The 21,498-nt window shown below is 33.3% G+C and carries 24 protein-coding genes; 20 read left to right on the top strand and 4 right to left on the bottom strand.

The window, feature by feature from the left end:
* The first annotated feature begins 6 nt into the window (after window positions 1-6).
* The 3 genes from BUC03_RS01065 (at window position 7) to trpA (ending at window position 2,954) form a co-directional block, all read left to right on the top strand.
* Window positions 7-732 (top strand): phosphoribosylanthranilate isomerase, encoded by a 726-nt coding sequence (locus BUC03_RS01065; protein ID WP_234971587.1) that lies wholly within the window; start codon window positions 7-9, stop codon window positions 730-732.
* A 138-nt stretch (window positions 733-870) separates the two neighbouring features.
* Window positions 871-2,055, top strand: coding sequence for a tryptophan synthase subunit beta (gene trpB, locus BUC03_RS01070; protein WP_073147349.1), 1,185 nt, complete (start codon window positions 871-873; stop codon window positions 2,053-2,055).
* Between the two features lie 134 nt (window positions 2,056-2,189).
* On the top strand, window positions 2,190-2,954 hold the full coding sequence (gene trpA / locus BUC03_RS01075) for a tryptophan synthase subunit alpha (RefSeq protein WP_073147351.1): 765 nt from the start codon (window positions 2,190-2,192) through the stop codon (window positions 2,952-2,954).
* A gap of 140 nt (window positions 2,955-3,094) precedes the next feature.
* Here trpA and BUC03_RS01080 read toward each other — a convergent pair whose 3' ends face one another.
* The gene (locus BUC03_RS01080) at window positions 3,095-3,634 is read right to left on the bottom strand and encodes a DUF1697 domain-containing protein (RefSeq protein WP_073147353.1); all 540 of its coding nucleotides are present in this window, start codon (window positions 3,632-3,634) and stop codon (window positions 3,095-3,097) included.
* Window positions 3,635-3,837: 203 nt separating this feature from the next.
* On the opposite strand from BUC03_RS01080, the gene BUC03_RS01085 reads away from it, so the two are divergent.
* From BUC03_RS01085 to BUC03_RS01100, 5 genes are all read left to right on the top strand, one after another.
* Entirely contained in the window at window positions 3,838-5,469 is a 1,632-nt protein-coding gene (locus tag BUC03_RS01085; RefSeq protein WP_084112728.1) for a vWA domain-containing protein, read from the top strand.
* 582 nt (window positions 5,470-6,051) lie between these two features.
* Window positions 6,052-6,195 (top strand): hypothetical protein, encoded by a 144-nt coding sequence (locus BUC03_RS15145; protein ID WP_159432685.1) that lies wholly within the window; start codon window positions 6,052-6,054, stop codon window positions 6,193-6,195.
* A 123-nt stretch (window positions 6,196-6,318) separates the two neighbouring features.
* On the top strand, window positions 6,319-6,966 hold the full coding sequence (locus BUC03_RS01090) for a flavin reductase family protein (RefSeq protein WP_073147355.1): 648 nt from the start codon (window positions 6,319-6,321) through the stop codon (window positions 6,964-6,966).
* Complete coding sequence (locus tag BUC03_RS01095; RefSeq protein ID WP_073147357.1) at window positions 6,953-7,090, top strand: DUF2256 domain-containing protein; 138 nt, start codon at window positions 6,953-6,955, stop codon at window positions 7,088-7,090. Before BUC03_RS01090 ends, BUC03_RS01095 begins: the two co-directional genes overlap by 14 nt.
* Window positions 7,063-8,382 carry a DASH family cryptochrome gene (locus tag BUC03_RS01100; protein WP_073147359.1) on the top strand — a complete coding sequence of 440 codons (1,320 nt, stop codon included), beginning with the start codon at window positions 7,063-7,065 and terminating at the stop codon, window positions 8,380-8,382. The genes BUC03_RS01095 and BUC03_RS01100 overlap by 28 nt, the downstream gene beginning before the upstream one ends.
* Here BUC03_RS01100 and BUC03_RS15150 read toward each other — a convergent pair.
* A complete protein-coding gene (locus BUC03_RS15150) occupies window positions 8,379-8,555 on the bottom strand; it encodes a hypothetical protein (protein ID WP_159432686.1) in 177 nt (58 codons plus the stop codon). The genes BUC03_RS01100 and BUC03_RS15150 overlap by 4 nt on opposite strands.
* Window positions 8,556-8,605: 50 nt before the next feature.
* Between BUC03_RS15150 and BUC03_RS01105 the strand changes: the two genes are divergently transcribed.
* From BUC03_RS01105 to BUC03_RS01150, 12 genes are all read left to right on the top strand, one after another.
* Window positions 8,606-10,141, top strand: a complete 1,536-nt coding sequence (locus BUC03_RS01105; protein WP_073147361.1) for a cryptochrome/photolyase family protein — start codon at window positions 8,606-8,608, stop codon at window positions 10,139-10,141.
* A gap of 85 nt (window positions 10,142-10,226) precedes the next feature.
* A complete protein-coding gene (locus tag BUC03_RS15085; protein WP_143159117.1) occupies window positions 10,227-10,385 on the top strand; it encodes a lmo0937 family membrane protein in 159 nt (52 codons plus the stop codon).
* Window positions 10,386-10,416: 31 nt separating this feature from the next.
* Window positions 10,417-10,578: a hypothetical protein gene (locus BUC03_RS15260; protein ID WP_200799116.1), complete on the top strand. Its 162-nt coding sequence runs from the start codon at window positions 10,417-10,419 to the stop codon at window positions 10,576-10,578.
* 82 nt (window positions 10,579-10,660) lie between these two features.
* Window positions 10,661-11,335: a hypothetical protein gene (locus BUC03_RS01110; RefSeq protein WP_073147363.1), complete on the top strand. Its 675-nt coding sequence runs from the start codon at window positions 10,661-10,663 to the stop codon at window positions 11,333-11,335.
* A 237-nt stretch (window positions 11,336-11,572) separates the two neighbouring features.
* Complete coding sequence (kynU, locus tag BUC03_RS01115; protein ID WP_073147365.1) at window positions 11,573-12,844, top strand: kynureninase; 1,272 nt, start codon at window positions 11,573-11,575, stop codon at window positions 12,842-12,844.
* Window positions 12,844-14,235, top strand: a complete 1,392-nt coding sequence (locus tag BUC03_RS01120; RefSeq protein ID WP_073147367.1) for an FAD-dependent oxidoreductase — start codon at window positions 12,844-12,846, stop codon at window positions 14,233-14,235. The genes kynU and BUC03_RS01120 overlap by 1 nt, the downstream gene beginning before the upstream one ends.
* Window positions 14,236-14,355: 120 nt before the next feature.
* A complete protein-coding gene (locus tag BUC03_RS01125; RefSeq protein ID WP_073147369.1) occupies window positions 14,356-15,117 on the top strand; it encodes a 2-keto-4-pentenoate hydratase in 762 nt (253 codons plus the stop codon).
* A 115-nt stretch (window positions 15,118-15,232) separates the two neighbouring features.
* Window positions 15,233-15,664, top strand: a complete 432-nt coding sequence (locus tag BUC03_RS01130) for a RidA family protein (protein ID WP_073147371.1) — start codon at window positions 15,233-15,235, stop codon at window positions 15,662-15,664.
* A 452-nt stretch (window positions 15,665-16,116) separates the two neighbouring features.
* Window positions 16,117-17,565 (top strand): aldehyde dehydrogenase, encoded by a 1,449-nt coding sequence (locus tag BUC03_RS01135; protein WP_073147373.1) that lies wholly within the window; start codon window positions 16,117-16,119, stop codon window positions 17,563-17,565.
* Between the two features lie 149 nt (window positions 17,566-17,714).
* The gene (locus tag BUC03_RS01140; RefSeq protein WP_073147375.1) at window positions 17,715-18,500 is read left to right on the top strand and encodes an SDR family oxidoreductase; all 786 of its coding nucleotides are present in this window, start codon (window positions 17,715-17,717) and stop codon (window positions 18,498-18,500) included.
* A 196-nt stretch (window positions 18,501-18,696) separates the two neighbouring features.
* Window positions 18,697-19,779, top strand: a complete 1,083-nt coding sequence (locus tag BUC03_RS01145) for an amidohydrolase family protein (RefSeq protein ID WP_073147377.1) — start codon at window positions 18,697-18,699, stop codon at window positions 19,777-19,779.
* Window positions 19,779-20,420, top strand: a complete 642-nt coding sequence (locus tag BUC03_RS01150; RefSeq protein ID WP_073147379.1) for an O-methyltransferase — start codon at window positions 19,779-19,781, stop codon at window positions 20,418-20,420. Before BUC03_RS01145 ends, BUC03_RS01150 begins: the two co-directional genes overlap by 1 nt.
* Here the strand turns inward: BUC03_RS01150 and BUC03_RS01155 are convergent.
* Entirely contained in the window at window positions 20,415-20,933 is a 519-nt protein-coding gene (locus BUC03_RS01155; protein WP_073147381.1) for a DinB family protein, read from the bottom strand. The genes BUC03_RS01150 and BUC03_RS01155 overlap by 6 nt on opposite strands.
* 1 nt (window position 20,934) lies before the next feature.
* Entirely contained in the window at window positions 20,935-21,495 is a 561-nt protein-coding gene (locus tag BUC03_RS01160) for a phosphatase PAP2 family protein (protein ID WP_073147383.1), read from the bottom strand.
* Window positions 21,496-21,498 lie beyond the last annotated feature (3 nt).

Below are 21,498 nucleotides of genomic sequence, written 5' to 3' on the forward strand. Positions count from 1 at the left end.
TGCGGAATGAAATATGAAGAGAATATAATGGAGTTAGCTCAACTTCAGCCAGACTATATGGGTATTATTTTCTATGAAAAATCTCCTCGTTATGTAGATACAAATATTCCTTCCATTACTTCTACAATCAAAAAAACAGGAGTTTTTGTAAATGCAGAAATAAGTTTTATTCAGCAAAAAATTGAAGATTACAGTTTACAGGCGATTCAACTTCATGGGAACGAAAGTGTGGAATATTGTAAAGAATTGAAGAAAAAGCTAAAAAGACCTTTCGACTCCGCTCAAGGTGAGAATAAGCAGGATGAGATCCCGAATCAAGTTCGGGATGACGGTTTTGAACGTCATGCTGAACTTGATTCAGCATCACATTACACAGGTCAACATAAAAAATCAGTAGAAATCATCAAAGCTTTTTCAATCAAAGATCAATTTGACTTTCAAGAGCTAGAAAAATACCTTCTAGTAGTAGATTATTTTTTATTTGATACAAAAGGAAAAAAACCTGGCGGCAATGGATACACTTTTAATTGGCAAGTTTTAGAAAATTATCCTTTTCAAAAACCTTTTTTTTTAAGTGGCGGTATTGGTTTAGATGAAGTAGAAAAAATAAAAGAATTTCAGAACAAAAATCTTCCCTTATACGCTATCGACCTTAACAGTAAATTTGAAACAGAACCAGGAAAAAAAAACATAGAAAAATTAAAAAATTTTAAAAAGAAAATAAACAGTTGATGAGATTCTGAAATCGAAGAATCAACGGAGTTAATCAAGTCCATAATAACGAATTTTTAATCAATATCGTTATACTGAACTTCTTGACATTCCGAGCAGACTCGACAAACAGCATCACATCCTATAAATTTTTAAGAAATGAAAACACACCACATTAACAATAAAGGCTATTACGGTGAGTATGGCGGGGCTTATATTCCAGAAATGCTTTACCCTAATATTGCGCAATTAAAAGAACAATATTTATCTATTTTAGGCGAAAAATCTTTTCAAGAAGAATACCAACAATTACTACGAGATTATGTTGGTCGCCCTACTCCACTCTATTTTGCAAATAGATTAAGTGAAAAATACAACACCAAAATCTATTTAAAAAGAGAAGATCTTTGCCATACTGGAGCACACAAAGTAAACAATACAGTTGGTCAAATTTTACTGGCAAAACGCTTAGGTAAAAAAAGAATTATTGCAGAAACTGGCGCTGGACAGCATGGTGTTGCAACAGCTACCGTTTGTGCATTAATGGGTATGCCTTGCTTTGTGTATATGGGAGAAATTGATATGCAGCGCCAAGCACCCAACGTAGCAAGAATGAAAATGTTGGGAGCAGAAGTTATCCCTTCTACCTCTGGTAGTAAAACCTTAAAAGATGCTACTAACGATGCTATTAGAGATTGGATTAATAACCCAGAAGAAACGCATTATATAATTGGTTCGGTCGTTGGTCCGCATCCGTATCCAGATATGGTAGCACGTTTACAAAGTATTATTTCTCAAGAAATTAAACTACAGTTAAAAGAAAAAGAAAATAGAACCAACCCAGATCATATCATTGCTTGCGTAGGTGGTGGTAGTAATGCTGCTGGCGCTTTTTATCATTATTTAGATGAAAAAGACGTAAATCTTATTGCTGTAGAAGCTGCAGGAAAAGGAATTAATAGTGGGGAAAGTGCTGCAACCTCTCAACTTGGTAACGACGGTATTATTCACGGAAGTAAAACCCTTTTAATGCAAAGTAAAGACGGACAAATTACCGAGCCATATTCTATTTCTGCCGGATTAGATTATCCAGGAGTTGGACCAATGCACGCACATTTGTTTAGCAGCAAACGAGCAGAATTTTTATCGGTTACAGATGATGAAGCAATGCAAGCTGGCGCCAACTTAACACAATTAGAAGGTATAATTCCTGCTATAGAAAGTGCACACGCATTAGCGGCATTAGATCAAAGAAAGTTTCAACCTAAAGAAGTGGTAGTAGTTAACCTTTCTGGTCGTGGTGATAAAGACCTAGAAACCTATATGAAGTATTTTGATTTATAGTTTTTAAAGTATTAAAAAACGTCACCTGTTCTCACACTGAGCGGAGTCGAAGTGTTGATTCAGGGTCATATCAAAATTTAACTAATAAATGAGATTCCAGATCAAGTCTGGGATGAAGAATAAAACTAAACACAATGAATCGTATCTCTCATAAACTACAAGAAGACAAAAAATTACTGTCTATCTATTTTACCGCAGGTTATCCGCAACTTAACGACACTAAAACTATTCTAGAAAATTTAGAAAAATCTGGCGTAGATATGGTAGAAATTGGCTTACCATTTAGTGATCCGTTAGCAGATGGCCCAACCATACAAGCTAGTTCTACGCAAGCTTTAAATAACGGAATGACTACAGAAAAGCTTTTTGAACAACTTAAAGACATTAGAAAAACAGTTACCATTCCGTTAATTATCATGGGATATTTTAACCCAATACTACAATATGGAATTGAAAATTTTTGCAAAAAATGTGCTGAAATTGGTATCGACGGTCTTATTATTCCAGATCTTCCCTTAGAAGTTTATACGGAAGAATATCAAGCGATTTTTCAGCAATACGGTTTACAAAACATCTTTTTGATCACGCCACAAACTTCAGAAAAACGTATTCAACAGATCGATGAAGCTTCAGAAGGATTTATTTATATGGTGAGTTCTGCAAGTATTACCGGAGCAAAAAATAGTTTTGGTGACGCGCAACAAGCTTATTTTGAAAGAATTGATCAAATGAAACTTCAGCATCCGCAAATTGTTGGATTTGGAATTAGCAATGCTGAAACTTTCGACAAAGCTACTCAATTTGCTAAAGGAGCCATTATTGGTTCAGCTTTCATCAAACACCTCACCGAAAACGGAACGCTACAAATTGAAAGTTTTATCAAGCAGATTAGAATGTAAATAAATGCTTTCGTCATTCCGGACTTGATCCAGAATCGCATACTATTTTGAGAAACAAAATATTAATAATGAGACTTCGACTCCGCTAAGTATTACAAACGGGTATTGGTTTGTTATGTTGATTCATTACCAATATTCAATTAACCTTTCAAAAAACTTTCTATTTTCAATAAAGTTTTCCAATTTCGTGCGGTTGCTTTAGTTTTTAATTTTTTCTCTATAAATGTTGTAGAAAGTTTAGAATTTCTAACACCTTCGGTATAATTTACATAAAGATGTTTTTCTTCAATTTTAAATTGTTCCGAAGGAAATTCTAGTTCTTTAAAAGCATTAACTAAATCTTGAGCAGGATTTTCTTTTAAAAATATAAGATGCAATTGCTTAAAATCTTCTGCGTTTGAAAACGGGTTTTTAGATATTGCTTTTTCAATCTCTCCAGCTGTTCTTATAACTACAGGAATATCATAAGTATATTCATCTAACAAATGTTGCGCTAATTTTTCTTCTAAAATTCTAGCATTTTTTTCTTCCGAAGTAAAAAATAAATTTCCACTTTGAATGTAGGTAGAAACTTCTGTAAAGTCAATTTTTAAAACCGATTCTCGTAAATCGGCCATTTTTAATTTTCGTTTTCCACCCACATTTATACCTCGTAATAAGGCTACATATTTTTGACTCATCTTTACAATTTTGGTTAAATATTTTAAGTTATCGTCACTCTAAACTTGATTCAGGGTTTTCTCATCCATATTTTATACCGCTTTAGAATCTAAAGCAAGTCCAGAATAACGCATATTGTTTAGGTAAAAACGATGAATTTATAAAACTATCAAAATTTTTGGCAAGTTGTTTGTAATTGCTTTTGCAACTTAAAACTTGAATTATGAAAAATATCAACATTTTGTTAGCCGTAATTTCTTTATGCTTTTTTTCGTGCAATAATGAAGTTAAAAATCAAACACAACACAAAAATCCAAACATCAACACAATTACAGAAGAAATAGTTGTAGAAGATGTTGAAGCTGAAGAATACGAAATGATGGATCCTGCTCCAGTAATGCACAAAAGAATAGAAGGCATTAAAGTTTCTAATACAATTCATAGAATTCCTGTTCCGCAAGAAAATACAGAGTCTTACAAACAAATAGAAGAAAACACTTTTAAAATGGTGAATGCTTCTCCACTTTCTACTTTCTCTATAGATGTAGATAAAGCGAGTTACAGTAACGTAAGAAGAATGATTAATAACGGACAAAAAGTCCCTAAAGACGCCGTGAAGATTGAAGAATTTATTAATTATTTTGATTATGATTATCCGCAACCAAGTGGTAAAGATCCGTTTTCGATCAATACCGAAGTAGCGCAATCACCTTGGAATAGTAACACGAAACTTGTAAAAATAGGCTTACAAGGTAAAGAAGTTCCGTTAGACAATATTCCACCTTCCAACTTAGTGTTTTTAATAGATGTTTCTGGTTCTATGAATTCGGCTAACAAACTTCCGCTTTTAAAATCGGCTTTTAAATTATTAGTGAATCAACTTCGCGATGAAGATAAAATAAGCATTGTGACTTATGCAGGAGCTGCAGGCTTGGCTTTAGAACCAACTTCAGATAAAAATAAAATTCTAGAGGCACTTAATAAACTAAATGCTGGAGGCTCTACTGCTGGAGGTGAAGGTATACAACTTGCTTACAAAATTGCGGAAGATAATTACATTAAAAACGGAAATAACCGAGTAATATTAGCTACAGATGGCGATTTTAATGTTGGAGCAAGTAGTGATAGCGCAATGGAAGATTTAATTGTAGAAAAAAGAGAAAGCGGCGTTTTTCTTACGTGTTTAGGTTTTGGAACCGGAAATTACCAAGACTCTAAAATGGAAACTCTTGCCGATAAAGGGAACGGAAATCACGCATACATCGATACAATGCAAGAAGCGCAACGTATTCTTGGTACTGAGTTTGGCGGTACTTTATACACTATTGCTAAAGATGTGAAAATTCAGGTAGAATTTAATCCTGCCAAAGTACAAGCTTATCGTTTAATTGGTTACGAAAATAGATTACTTAATGCGGAAGATTTTAACGACGATAAAAAAGATGCAGGAGAATTAGGAAGCGGTCACACCGTAACGGCTCTTTATGAAATTATTCCGGTAGGTGTAGAAAGTGAATGGATAAAAGATATAGACGATTTAAAATATACCGATAAAACAGTTAAAAATGATTCTGATGAATTATTAACGGTAAAATTCCGCTATAAAAAACCTGACGGAGATAAAAGTAAATTATTAACCAAAGTAGTAAAAGATGAAAATATTCAGCTTAAAAATGCTTCTGTAGACTTAAAATTTACTACTGCTTTAGCAATGTTTGGTATGCAACTTAGAGAATCTCAATTTGCTAAAAATATTACCAAAGAAAATATTGTTCAATTAGCCGAAGCCGGAAAAGGAAAAGATGAACAGGGCTATCGAGCAGAGTTTATTAGACTTTTAAAATTATCTATTTAAAATATTAAGAATAAAAAACCTTCCTTTTTTTTGGAAGGTTTCTTTAGATTTAAAAGTATTATTATTAATTTTAGAATATCTATTTAAAATTTTTATTTCAATCAAACCACACAATATATATAATAATGCGCTACAAAAGCATCAGCTAAGCTTTGGTAATTTTTATTTTTATAAAGATTACATTATTGGTGAAGTAGCTGAAGATATTTTTTTTGATTGGCATAAAGCATCTATTCTTATTGAGCTTGCACAATCTTTTTATGGGGTAAATAGTAAACCTCATTATATTTCTCATCGTATTCATAAATATTATGTTAATCCTGCAGATTGGGTAAGTTTTTTTAAGATGGGTCATAGTTTAAGCTCATATATTCTAATTACGAAACATCAATCCTCCTTATTTAATCTAAAATTTGAAAAAATGTTTTACAAAAACAGAATATTAAAATTTGATAAGCTTACTAAGGCTGTAAATTGGGTTACATCATTAAATTAAAAAACGCTTAACAAGATTTTACAAGTCTTTTAATACAGTTTTAATAGCTATTCTGTTAACTTAGAAGAAACTAAAAAAATTGAATTATGGGAGTAATAGATGATAATCGAAACAAAAGAAAACACAAAGACACTGAAAGCCCTTTAGGTAATATTGGTGATAGAAAACAAAATACCAATAAATTTGATATTGATGAAAAAACCATCAAAAATCAACAAAACAAAGAATAACATCTTTAATTTATAAAAAAGCTACCATAAATACGGTAGCTTTTTTTTATTTAATTATAAAATTTTGTTTAATTTTTAACTATAAATAATTAAACAAAATATATTTTTACAGAAACAATTTTAATGCAATATATAAATAGAGAACATATAGATAAATTAGAAAAGCTATATAGAGTTAATCTCATAAATAGTTTAAGTGGTTATAAATCTGCCAATTTAATTGCAACAAAATCTAAAGATGAAATTACTAATGTAGCCATCTTCAGTTCGGTAATTCATTTAGGTAGTAACCCGCCATTATTAGGTTTTATCTTAAGACCAACTTCTGTAGTAAGAAACACTTACGATAATTTAATGTCTACCAAACAATTTACCATAAATCACGTAAATAAACATATTATTAAAGAGGCTCATCAAACTTCTGCTAAATATGATGGCAATATTTCTGAGTTTGAAAAAACTCATCTTACAGAAGAATATAAAGCAGACTTTTTTGCGCCTTTTGTAAAAGAGGCTAACATCCAAATTGGCTGTAAATTGGTGAACAATTATTTTATTGAAGAAAACCAATGCAGAATGATTGTGGGAGAAGTAGAACATCTTTTTATAGAAGACGATATACAACAAGAAGACGGTTGGCTAAATTTAGAAAAAGCAGAAACAGTAACTATAAATGGTGTAGATGCTTATGCAGAAGCTAAGTTATTAGACAGACTTAGCTACGCTAAACCCAATAAAAAGCTAACCTCTATTCTAAATGAAGAAAAGTGAATTACCTACCAAAATTTGTCCCATTTGTAAACGCCCCTTTTCTTGGCGCAAAAAATGGGAACGCGATTGGGAAAATGTAAAATATTGTAGTAAAAAATGCACGAAAAACAAACATACAATGTAATTTGGTTCAGGAACGATTTACGTGTTTTTGATAATTATTCTATAGAAAAAGCACGCAAAGAAAACCATCCAACTCTAGCGGTTTACTGCTTTGATCCTAGACATTTTGAAAAGACAAAATTCGGATTCAAAAAAATTGAAAAATACCGAGCACAATTTCTTATCGAAACCGTGCAAAACCTTCAGAAAAATTTAAAAGAAAAACTCAATATTAGCTTATTGATTTTTCACGATTATCCCGAAAGTGTTTTCCCGAAGCTTTCAGAGAAATATCATTTTCAGAAAATATTTCTTCAAAAAGAATGGACGCAAGAAGAAGCTGAAGTTCAAAAAAATGTGCATTATCACTTACCAGAAGTTGAATTTATTGAAACCTACGATCAGTTTTTATTTCATCCGGAAGATATTCCTTACGAGTCTTTTCAAAACATACCTGAAGTTTATACGCAATTCAGAAAAAAAGCAGAATACCATGTAAACATAAGACCACCCGCCAATTTACCACAACCTCAACCAAAAGAATATCTTGTAGAACATACCACGCAAATACCAAAATTAAAAGAGTTAGGTTTAGATGAATTTGAAAAAGACTCTAGAACTGCCTTTCCTTTTCACGGCGGTGAAGAGGCTGCAGACCTACGCATTCAGCATTATTTTTGGGATACTTGTCAACTTCAGCATTATAAAAAAACCCGCAACGGACTTTTAGGCCCAGATTATAGCTCTAAACTTTCTGCTTGGTTAGCTAACGGAAGTATTTCTGCCAGAAAAATTTATTGGGAAGTAAAAAAGTTTGAAAAACAAGTCGTAAAAAACAACAGTACGTATTGGCTTATTTTTGAGTTAATCTGGCGAGATTATTTTAAATACATTTCTTTAAAACACGGCAATAAGATTTTTCAACTTGGTGGTATTTTAAACAAAAATCTCGACTGGAATCAAGATAAAGAAATACTTCAAAACTGGATTAATGGCGAAACTGATGAGCCTTTTGTAAATGCGAATATGAAAGAAATTGCTGCGACAGGTTTTATGAGTAATCGCGGTCGCCAAAACGTAAATAGTTTTTGGGCTAAAGAATTAAAACAAGATTGGCGAATTGGCGCTGCTTATTTAGAAAGTATGCTCGTCGATTACGACGTACATAGCAATTGGGGCAATTGGATGTACAATAGCGGTGTTGGTAACGACCCACGAGACAGAAAATTTAATATTCAATTGCAGGCAAAACGCTACGATCCAGAAAAGAAATACCTACAAACTTGGCTAGGCGGTCAAAAAGAATTGTTTTAAGACTTTGAGCAAGACTTCTTCTTAAAAACATTTAGATAAATGCTAACCATTAAACCTTGAGTAATTACGTAAATAAAAATTAATGTGTTTGGCTCTAACTTTAATACAAAAGCACAAATTGCAAGGCTTAACAACCAAACTACAAGTAAAGAATAGTAAATAGTTTTTTTCATAAGACAACTTTCTTTATTAGTAGCTAAAATTCAATTTAAGTTACCTAAATATGAAAAAACTTCGATTAATACTTGGCGATCAGCTAAACCATAAACATTCTTGGTTTTCTTCTTCAGATAAAAACACCATTTATTTTATGGCAGAAATGCGCCAAGAAACAGATTATACGGTACATCATATTCAAAAAGTGGTTGCGTTTTTTGCTTCTATGCGTAACTTTTATCAATTTTTAAAAGAAAAAGGTCTTCAAGTAATTTACTATGAGATTGATGCTAAAGAAAACCAACAAGATTTAACTAAAAATCTCCAGCAATTAATTGATAAATATGAAATTGAAAAGTTTGAATATCAACTTCCCGATGAATATCGTTTAGATGAACAATTAAAAGATTTTTGCTCCAAACTTGAAATTGAAACGGAAGCCTTCAATACCGAGCATTTTTACACTTCACGTACAGAACTAACAGAATTTTACGAAGGCAAAAAAGAAATGACCATGGAATATTTTTACCGCAATATGCGTAAAAAACATTCTATTTTAATGCAGAATGAAAAAAATCCGGAAGGCGGTAAATGGAATTTCGATAAGAGTAATCGCAAAAAATGGAAAGGTCAACCAGAAATTCCGCACGAAAAAGGCTTCAGAAAAAATGTTTCTAAAATTGTAGAGCAAATCAAACAGCAAGAAATAAAAACGATGGGAAGCATGGAAGAGAAAAACTTTAACTGGCCAACTTCTCGCCCAGACTCTTTAAAAGTGCTTAATTATTTCTGCGAAAATTTGTTGATTCATTTTGGCGATTATCAAGATGCCATGCATACCGAGCAAATCTATTTATTTCATTCTCGACTTTCTTTTGCAATGAATTCTAAAATGCTTTCTCCGCAAGAAGTGATAGAAAAAGTAATAGATGCTTACCACGAAAATAAAACAGAAATTGATATTTCTCAAGTAGAAGGTTTTGTTAGACAAATTTTAGGCTGGCGTGAATATATGCGCGGGGTTTATTGGAAAGAAATGCCCAATTATGGCAGAAGCAATAAGCTTGACAACCAAAATAAACTCCCCAATTTTTATTGGAATGCTGAAACAAAAATGAATTGTCTGCATCACGCTATTAAGCAAAGTTTAGAAAATGCCTACGCTCATCACATTCAGCGGTTAATGATTACAGGAAATTTTGCATTGCTTGCTCAAGTACATCCAGATGAAGTTGATAATTGGTATTTGGGTATTTATATAGATGCTATAGAGTGGGTAGAAATGCCAAATACTCGTGGGATGAGTCAATTTGCAGATGGTGGCTTAGTAGCTACCAAACCTTACATTTCTAGCGGAAGTTACATTAATAAAATGAGTAATTATTGCAAAGATTGCCATTACAATGTAAATAAAAAAGAAGGCGAAGAAGCTTGCCCATTCAATTCCCTTTACTGGAATTTCTTAGACGATAAACGAGAACATTTTAAAAATAACCAACGAATGAAAATGATGATGAGTTTACTACATAAAATGAATCCAGAAACCTTAAAGAAACATAAAAACAGGGCAGCAAACATCTTTAAAAACCCAAATAATTACTAAACCTTAGTTAATTGATAGTTAAACGAGCTTGAATGAAAAATCATATTTTCTACATTTATCATAACTAACAAACAACCAATTAATTATGAAAGATTTAATCTGGCTTATTATTATCATCTTAATTATAGGATGGCTAGTAGGTTATTTTGGCTTTGGCGACGCTGTAGGAAGTTTAATACACATCTTATTAGTACTTGCCGTAATAGGAATATTATACAGACTAGCAACCGGTAGAAGGCCGTAAATCAATTAACAAATCAATTAAATTAAACATTATGAAAAAATTATTTTTATCACTATTTTTAGTAGGAACTTTAGCTACCACTTTTACAAGTTGTAGAGAAGAAAGCACAGAAGATAAAGTAGAAGATGCTGCAAATGATGTAGGAGACGCAGTAGATGATGCTGCAGATGACGTAGAAGATGCTGTAGATTAATCTTCTTCTCAAAAAAATATAACTATAAAACCTCTTGAGAACATCAAGAGGTTTTTTACTTTTAATCTATAAATAATTACTTATGAAAAAAATTCTATCCGCTTTCATTTTAGCCAGCATTACTTTTGGTTGTAAAAACTCTTCTGAAAATTCTGAATCAGAAAAAAATAAAACTCCAGAACTTACCGTCTTAGAAAAAGTTGCACAAGCCCACGGTTATGATAATTTTAAAAATATTGAGCAACTAACCTATACTTTTAATGTAGATCGAGATACTATTCATTTTGAAAGGTCTTGGCAATGGCAACCTCAAAAAAATCAAATTAAAATGCTTACTGCACAAGACACGCTAGAATATGTACGTGAAAATATGGACAGCATTCAGCTAAAAGCAAACCAAGCTTTTATAAATGATAAATATTGGTTGTTATTTCCTTTTCAGTTAGTTTGGGATCAAGGTTTTCAGCATTCTATAAAAGAAAATATAAAAGCACCTATTAGTGAACAACCGATGACAGAAATTACTATTGCATACGATAATAAAGATGGTTACACCCCTGGAGATACTTATAAAGTATATGTGGACAAAGATTTTATAATTAGAGAATGGTCTTACACACCTTCTGGTAGTAACGAGCCAAGATTAGCTACTACTTGGGAAAAGTACCAAACATTTAACGGACTCAAAATTGCTACAACTCATCAAAACAAAGAAGGAAATTTCAAACTATATTTCACCAACATTAAGGCTAAGTAATTTTTACTGAAATTTTTAAATCACCTGTCTAATTTTAAAATTTAACGTCACCCTGAACTCGATTCAGGGTCACATTATTAAAGATTAGACAATGTGTTCCATTTAAATAATATTCCTATTTTCTATATTTCATTTCAAAATCCTACAAAACAATCCTTCAAACGTTTTAATTATTCAAAAACAACTCATTAATTATTGCTAAATTTGTAGAAATCACATTTTTCTTAGAACACAAAAATGCAAACAACCCAACATAAAAACACCCTAGAATTTGCTAGAGAGCAAGACCAAAACGATCCTTTAAAAATCTATAGAAATCAATTTCATATTCCTAAAGATAAAAACGGAGAAGAGCAAGTTTATCTCTGCGGAAATTCTTTAGGTTTACAACCAAAATTAGTTAAAGATTACATTCAGCAAGAATTAGAAGATTGGAGTAATTTAGGTGTAGAAGGCCATACAGAAGCAAAAAACCCTTGGATGCCTTACCACGAATTTCTTACTGAAAAAATGGCGAAAATTGTTGGTGCAAAACCATCTGAAGTTGTGATGATGAATACCTTAAGTGTAAACTTGCATTTAATGATGGTTTCATTTTACCAACCTACTTCAGAGCGCTTCAAGATTATTATTGAAAGTGATGCTTTCCCTTCAGATAAATATGCGGTAGAATCTCAACTTAAATTTCATGGTTACGACCCTAAAGACGCTTTAATTTTATGGAAACCTCGAGAAGGTGAAGAACTTTGCCATTTTGAAGATTTAGAAAAAATTATGGAGACCGAAGGTGATCAAGTGGCGCTATTGCTTATCGGTTCAACTAACTATTATACGGGACAATCTTTCCCTTTAAAAAAAATAACAGAATTAGGTCATCGTCACGGAGCAAAAGTTGGTTTCGACCTTGCTCACGGTGCTGGTAATATTCAGCCTAATTTACACAAAACAGGACCAGATTTTGCCGTTTGGTGTTCTTACAAATATTTAAACAGCGGTCCGGGGAGCGTTGGCGGCTGCTTTGTACACGAACGTCACGCTAACAATAAAGATTTAAAACGCTTTACCGGTTGGTGGGGTCATAACAAGCAAACACGTTTTAATATGCGTCATGAATTTGACGCTATACCTGGAGCAGAAGGTTGGCAATTAAGCAACCCTCCTATTCTATCGTTAGCAGCAATTAGAGCTTCTTTAGCAATTTTTGAAGAAGCTGGTTTTAAAAATATTAGAGCAAAATCTGTAAAAATCACAAATTACTTAGAGTATTTATTAAAAGAAATTGAAGGTGATCAAATTGAAATTATAACACCTCAGAATCCAGAAGAACGCGGTTGCCAACTTTCTATCAAGGTGAAAAATGCTAACAAAGCATTGTTTGATAAATTAATGGCTGCCGGAGTAATTGCAGATTGGCGTGAGCCAAATGTAATTAGAGTTGCTCCTGCTCCACTTTACAATTCTTTTGAAGATGTTTATAAAATGGTTGAACGTTTAAAAGCACTGTTGTAATGAAAAACAAAGAAAATATTCTCATTATTGGTGCCGGTCTTTGCGGATCTTTATTGGCTTTACGTATGGCGCAACGCGGTTATCAAGTTCAGCTTATTGAAAAGCGTCCCGATCTAAGAAAGACCGATATTTCTGCAGGAAGATCTATCAACTTGGCATTCTCAAATCGTGGTATCAAAGCGATGAAACTTGTCGGTTTAGAAAAAAAAGTGTTAGACATTTGTATCCCTATGAATGGCAGAATGATTCATGACGAACAAGAAAATACATTTCTTTCTCCTTATAGCGGCTTAGAACACGAATACATCAATTCCATTTCTAGAACAGACCTCAACGCTCTTTTGTTAGATGAAGCCGAAAAAATGGAAAATGTTACCATAACTTTTAACCAAGATTGTCTTTCTGTAAATTCTGAAAAAGGAACAGCTACTTTTAAAGATTACCATTCTAAAGAAGAAAAAACCATGAATGCCGATCTTATCTTTGGTGCAGATGGTGCAGGATCTTCACTACGAAAAAGCATGATGGAAGATCGTAGCTTTCTATTTAGCTATTCTCAAGAATATTTACAGCACGGTTATAAAGAATTAACTATTGAAGCTTCCGAAAGTGGAGACTTTCAACTTTATAAAAATGCATTGCATATTTGGCCAAGAGGAGAAGATATGCTTATTGCGCTTCCTAATTTAGATGGAAGTTTTACCGTAACACTATTTTTAGCTTATGCAGATAGTGATTATTGTTTTAATGATCTTACCACGGTAGAAAAAGTAGAAGAATATTTTAAAATAAACTTTCCAGATGCTTTAAAACTCATGCCAAATTTAGGCGAAGAGTTTTTTGAAAATCCTACCGGCGCATTAGGTACGGTAAAATGTTCTCCTTGGTATAGCCACGGAAAAAGTTTGCTTATGGGAGATGCTGCCCACGCTATTGTTCCTTTTTACGGACAAGGAATGAATGCTTCTTTTGAAGATGTTGTGGTTTTCGATGAAGCCTTAGAAAAACATACAGGTGATTGGGAAGAAACTTTTAAAGCTTACCAAAAAGCACGTAAAAAAGATACCGATGCAATTGCAGATTTAGCTATCGATAATTTTCATGAAATGAAAGAGCATACGGCAGCGCCAATTTTTCAGCAAAAAAGAAAATTAGAAACTGCCTTAGAACAAGAGTTTCCTGCAGAATATGCTTCAAAATACCGATTAGTAACCTTTCAAGAACAAATTGGTTATGCAGAAGCAATGAAAAGAGGACGTGCACAAGACAAAGCGATGCTGAGATTAATTTCTGAAGAAAAAATTACAGAAGATTTGACTTTAGCAGAAAAACTGAAATTAGTAAAAGAAGAAACCAAAGCAATTTTAGAGGAAGATACCGTTGCTTATTAAGACGATATAACCACTAAACCCGGTAATTTTTTCGTCATTCTATGCTTAACACGGAAACTCATCACGGTGATAGGTAAAAAATATCAAGATGACTGTTTACAAATAATAAACTAAATAAAAATGAATCATCAGGAGATAGCAGAGATTTTAGATCAGGCGGCAAGCCATGCTAGACCCATATTGCAATTAGCAGACAACCATCAAATAGATATAGAAGCTGCTTACCAAATACAAAACTACTGCATCCAAAAAAGATTGGAGCGCGGAGAATATATTACTGGCTATAAACTTGGGTTTACTAACCGAGCTAAAATGAAAGAAATGGAAGTACACGATCTTATTTGGGGTGTACTTACTAACAGTATGGAAATTTTAAATAATGAAAAAGTAGATACTACACGCTGGATACAACCTCGTGCAGAAACAGAAATTGCTTTTAGAATTTCTAAAGATATAGAAGAGTCTGTAGGCTTAAAGCACATTACCAATTATATAGATAAAATGGCTCCAGCCATAGAAATTGTAGATAGCCGATATGAGAATTTCAACTTCTCTCTAGAAGATGTAATAGCAGACAACTGCTCTGCTTCTGCATATGTGCTTGGAGATTGGATCAATGTAAATGAAGATATTAGTAATTTACCTATTCAATTAAAAATTGGTAATAAAACACTAGCAGAAGGCAATACAAATTCGGTACTTTCTAATCCGTTGCAATCGGTGGTAGAATTAAGTAGACTCGCATCTAAAGCTGGAGTAACTATAAAAAAAGGACAAATTGTTTTAACTGGCGCAGCAACACCAGCAATTCAATTTTATGCGAATCAAACCATTAATACACAAGTAGAAAAATTAGGAAGCGTAAGTTTTGAAACGAAATAAGCTCCTTACTTGTTTTTCAGAGAGAAATAAAAAGAACAATCCTTCCATTAAAAAGGGAAGGTGACTTTTAAGCGAAAGCGAAAAAAGACGGAAGGGTAAAAACAAAAAATAAACTATGAGCACAGGAAAAGTAATTGAAGGAAAAGCAACGCCAAGAGGCAAATATCCGCACGTAAAACGCGTTGGCGATTTTATTTATGTTTCTGGTACAAGTTCTCGCAGACCCGACAATACTTTTGAGGGCGTTGAAGTTGATGAAATGGGTACCACTAATCTTGATATTAAAAAACAAACCGCAGCGGTTCTAGAAAATATCGACAGTATTTTACACGAAGAAGGCGCTTCGTTAAAAGATGTGGTCGATGTGACGACTTTTTTAGTTAACATGAATGATTTTGGAGGTTATAACGAAACCTACGGAAAGTTTTTTGAACCAGAAACTGGCCCAACACGTACTACGGTTGCCGTGCATCAATTACCACATCCGCATTTATTAATCGAGATTAAAGTGATTGCTTACAAAAAACAACAATACGCTACGCATTAAAAAGCCTCCCCTAACCCCTCCAATGGAGGGGAATTAAACAAAGTTCCTTCCCTTAGTAAGGGAAGGTGGATTTTTCAACGCAAGTTGAAAAAGACGGAAGGGTTTTATTTACCCATACCTTAAATTTTCTTTTGAACCGTCCGCTATCTGATGAGATCTTGACATCGAAGATTCAACGGAGTTAATTAGCTAAATGCTGAAAAACAAACAATATTTACCTTCTGAAGTTAACCACTTTGAAAGGTTAATAATTGTCAGTTCGAGCGGAGTCGAGAACTATTTTTATTGAAATACGGTTTCTACTCCACTCAACCTGACCTCTACAATAAATTTATACAGCACTAATTCTATTTTAAATTAGAAAAATAATTTTTCTAATTCTATGGAATCATTTTTTAAACATGCGTTATATTTGAGTGGATTTTTTTCAGAATTCAACAATTTTTCAACTCATGCAACAACTTCAAAATTATATTAACGGAAAGTTTGTTTCTCCTCTTTCTTCAGAATGGATAGATAATTACAATCCATCAAACGGAGAGATTTACAGCAAAATTCCGAAAAGTAAACAAGAAGATGTAGAACTTGCTTTTGAAGCTGCTAAAAAAGCTTTTCCGGAGTGGAGCAATACTACCTTAGAAAAAAGAAGTCAACTACTTTTAAAAATAGCTAATCTTCTTCAGCAAAAATTAGTAGAATTTGCTCAAGCCGAATCTAAAGACAACGGTAAGCCTTTATCATTAGCACTAAACATAGATATACCAAGAGCTATTAGTAATTTTGAATTTTATGCACACGCACTCACACAATTTGGAAGCGAGGCTCACGAAAGCGTGGGTAAAAACACAATAAATTTTACCCTACGCAAACCTATTGGTGTGGTGGGGTGTATTTCCCCTTGGAATCTACCACTTTACCTTTTCTCTTGGAAAATCGCTCCTGCTCTAGCCGCAGGAAATTGCGTAGTTGCCAAACCGAGTGAAATCACACCAATGACGGCTTATTTACTCAGTGAAATTTGTATAGAAGCCGGTTTACCAAAAGGCGTTTTAAATATTGTTCACGGACTGGGAAATGAAGTTGGGCAAGCTATGGTAGAACATCCGCAAATTAAAGCCATCTCTTTTACCGGCGGCACCAAAACGGGAGAGCATATTGCTAGGACAGCGGCACCAATGTTTAAAAAATTATCGTTAGAACTAGGCGGTAAAAATCCGAATCTAATTTTTGCCGATTGTGATTATGACAAAATGCTGCAAACTACTGTAAAATCATCTTTTGCCAATCAAGGGCAAATCTGTTTATGTGGTTCAAGGATTTTTGTAGAAGAATCGATTTACGAAAAATTTAAAAATGATTTTATTGCGGAAACAAAAAAACTAAAGGTTGGTGTTCCTTCGGAAGCGTCTTCAGATTTGGGTGCGGTGGTTTCTGAAGCGCATATGCAAAAAATCTTAGGATATATTAATCAAGCTGAAAAACAAGATGCTAAAATTCTAACCGGCGGAAAACGTGTAGAGGTAAAAGATTACGAAAATGGTTATTATTTAGAACCAACGATTATTGAAGTTCAGTCGAATCGTTGTCAACTAAATCAAGAAGAAATATTTGGTCCGGTCGTTACAATTTTACCATTTAAAACAGAAGAGCAAGCGCTAGAAATGGCAAACGACGTTCGCTACGGACTTTCGGCTACGGTTTGGACGAGCAATTTAGATCGAGCTATGCGATTAAGTAACACTTTAGAAGCAGGTATTATTTGGGTAAACACTTGGTTAAATCGCGATTTACGTACACCATTCGGCGGGACGAAAGACAGTGGCGTTGGTCGCGAAGGAGGCTTTGAAGCTTTGCGCTTTTTTACCGAACCTAAAAATGTGTGTATTCAGTATAAAAATTGAAGTTGAACAATATAAGAAACGAACGTATTCTATAATTTTTAAATAATTTATCAGCGTCTTTTTGAGCTTGACTCAGAATCTCATTCAGATGGGAAACAAATTTCGGCTGACTTTTTTAAATAATTATAGATAAGTAAAATAAAAAAGAAATGAATTTAAATTTAAAAAATAAAAATGCTCTCGTTTGTGGCGCCACTGGCGGAATAGGAAAAGCCTCTGCTTTAGCACTTGCTGAAGAAGGTGTAAATGTAACACTTGTTGCCAGAAACGAAGATAAATTAAAATCGGTATTAGAAGAATTAGACCAAAATCAAAATCAGAGTCATACTTATTTGGTAGCTGATTTTTCAAATCCTTCTGAATTAGAAAACAAAATAAAAGAAGCAACCCAATCCAAAGCATATCACATTTTATTGAATAATACGGGAGGACCTCCGGGTGGGAAAATTTCTGAAGCTAAAACCCAAGAATTTTTAGCAGCATTTAACCAGCACCTTATCTGTAATCATATTTTGGTACAAACTTTATTACCAGGAATGAAAGAGCGCGGTTACGGCCGAGTAATCAATGTAATTTCTACATCGGTAAAACAACCTTTAGATGGTTTGGGAGTTTCTAACACCATTCGTGGTGCAGTTGCCAATTGGAGCAAAACTTTGGCTAATGAATTAGGTGAATTTGGTATTACCGTAAACAATATTTTACCAGGTGCAACTGCCACAGGAAGATTAACAGAAATTATTAAAAATAAAGCCAATAAAACGGGAAAAACGGAAGAAGAAGTTACTCAAGCTATGCAAAGTGCCATTCCTGCAAAAAGATTTGGACAACCAGAAGAGCTGGCTAATGTGGTAACTTTTTTAGCTAGTGAAGCTGCTGGATATATTAACGGAATTAACGTTCCGGTAGATGGTGGAAGAACAAAAAGTTTGTAATTTCGCTTGCGTGGATCAAGTATGGCACTCAAAACTTTCAAAACAAAACCAGCGTCACACTGAACTCGTTTCAGGGTCTCATCCTTATAAAAAAATTAGAATGAGATACTGAATCAAGTTCAGCATGACAAAACAGTTTAACCATAGAAATTTCAGATAACTTAAAACACGCCACAAACCAACTAGAAACACAACTATGAAAAAAAAGCTACGTATAAACGGTCATTCTCATTTACTGCCTTACCCAGAACAAATTCCGCAGTTTATGAAAGAAAAAGAAATTTTTTGGGTAGATGAAGAGCGTAAATTTATGCTGCAAAAAAATTGGAGCAGACCGGTAACCGATTCTAGTTTTTTCTTAGATGAAAAATTAGAATGGATGGAGCGTTACAAATTAGATCATGCGGTGGTTTTAAATCTTTCTCAACTATACGGTAATGGTTTGCGTGTAGAAGAGATGAAAAAAGCATTAAGATTTCAAAATGATTTTAATGCACGTGTACAGCACGATCACCCTTCTAAATTTACTTGTGGTTTTGTGGTGCATCCGGGTTTTGTACGTGGTGCTTTGTGGGAAATTGAACGTTGTGTAGAAGAATTAGGTATGCGTTTATTATGCTTACCTACTCACTATATGGACAGTATTGGTACTTGGCGTTGTATTTTTGATGCAGAAAATGAGCCAATTTTTGAAATGGCAAACAAGTACAACTTAGCGGTAGAAATACACCCGTATGATGGAGAAAAATTTATTAAACTAGAAAATACCTCTTGGCGTTTTCACCTAATCTGGATGTTGGCGCAATGTGCAGATGCTTATCACTTTTTAACTTTAAACGGTTACCCTGATAAATACCCCAATATGCGTGTTTGCTTTGCGCACGGCGGACAGTTAGCTCAGATAAATTTAGGACGAAGAATTCAAGGTTTTGATGGTAGACCAGATTTGTTTGAAGGTAAAACACACCCAAGAAAATCTGTAGGGCACAAAAATATCTTTTTTGATACTTTGGTACACGATACAGGTTCTTTAAAACTTTTGGTTGAAAACCAAAAACCAAAACAAATAATTATGGGCTTAGATGATCCTTATCCGTTAGGAGAAATGGAAAGTGAAAAACAGTCATCTTACCCAGGGAAAATATTAGATTTAGCAGTAGATCGTGAAATTATTACTCCAGAACAATATGATGATATTTGGGAGAATAACGTGATTACTTGGCTATGTGGAGATGACCAAGACGCTAAAGATAAACTTGTAAAACGTATTTTAGAATAATGCATTTTTTACCAAAAGAAATAGATATTTATGCTGAGCAACATTCTCAAGCAGAGCCTAAATTATTAGCAGAATTAAATAGAGAAACGCACCAAAAAATACTACAACCAAGAATGTTGAGTGGTCACTTTCAAGGTAGGGTTTTAAGTATGCTTTCTAAGTTGATTAGACCTCAACATATTTTAGAAATTGGCACGTATACAGGTTATTCTGCTTTGTGTTTAATGGAAGGTATTCAGGAAAAAGGAACGCTGCATACTATTGATAAAAATGAAGAATTGTATGATTTTCAGCGTAAGTATTTTGATAAGTCTGGTTGGGGAGAACAAATGCATCAGCACGTAGGGAAAGCTTTAGATATAATACCTAAAATTGAGCAAAAGTTTGATTTAGTATTTATTGATGCCGATAAAAGTAATTACTTAAATTATTTTGAAATAATTCTTCCTAAAATGAACAAAGGTGGTATAATTTTATCTGACAACGTTTTGTGGAGCGGTAAAGTTGTGGAAGATTTGAAAGCTGGTGATAAAGACACCGAAGTTTTATTGGCATACAATAAAAAATTAGCAACCGATAATCGTGTAGAAACAGTTTTACTACCAATTAGAGATGGGTTAACTGTGACTAGAGTTTTATAAATTAAAGCCTTTGTATAAAAGGTTTAAGTGATGTTGATTGTGACCTACTATTAACCACGCTAAAATTCTTGGACTAAGTATTGTGCCTTTATAAGTGGAAGTCACCTCTAAAAATGCTGCATTTGAATTTTTAATTAGTTGTATACTAGCTTCTCTTACAGCTTTATATTCATCTAATAATTCTGTGATAGAAAGGTTTGGGTTTTCATTTTCTGCAAAAAGTATTCGATCAAAACCTAAGGTAGGAGAAGTATCACCTCTATTTAATCTTAAAAACCGATAAGCTAATATTCTTTCACAATCAGATATATGATGTAATATTTGCTTGGCACTCCAAACTTCTGCAGAGGGTTTGAGTGTTGCTTTTTCTATAGACAATTGTAGGTAAAAATCTTCTGTTGCTTTTTTTACCGTTTTTAAACATTCTAATAAATTGTCTCCTACAACAGTATTTATATAAGGAGTATAATATGCCTCTTGTGCTAAATCTTCTGGTCTTGAAATAAAATTCATATTAATCTGAAATTCTACTTAAAAAATACTGAATTACTTTGTGTAAGATAATAGCTACTAGAACTCCCAAACAAGCTCCTGCTGCCAAATCTGAAGGGTAATGGACACCTACGTAAACTCTACTTGTGGCAAATAAAAGTGGCCATAAGTAAAATAGGTAAATCCATTTATATTTATGTCTTAAAGATAAAACGATAAAAGTAGTAATTGCCATAGATGTAGAAGTATGGCCAGATACAAAACTATAATAAGTTGGTTCTTGCAGTACTCTAATAACTTCTTTTAAACTTTCTACATTATTAGGTCTTATTCTAGCAACCGTAGCTTTAATAATTCTAGTAATCCCAAAAGTGATTAAAAAGCTAGAAAGAAAACCTATACAAACTATAGCAGCCTTTTTGAGTTTATAAGAAGAAAATATAAGAACAAACATTACAAGATAAAGCGGTATCCAAGTTTCTTCTTGAGTTATAAATATCCAAAAAGAATCAAAATCTTCTATACCTAATCCGTTAAGATAAATAAATAGCTCTCTGTCCCACTCTTTTAATTGCTTAAACATTTA

This window comes from Mesonia phycicola, assembly GCF_900141885.1.
GTDB classification, from domain to species: domain Bacteria; phylum Bacteroidota; class Bacteroidia; order Flavobacteriales; family Flavobacteriaceae; genus Mesonia; species Mesonia phycicola.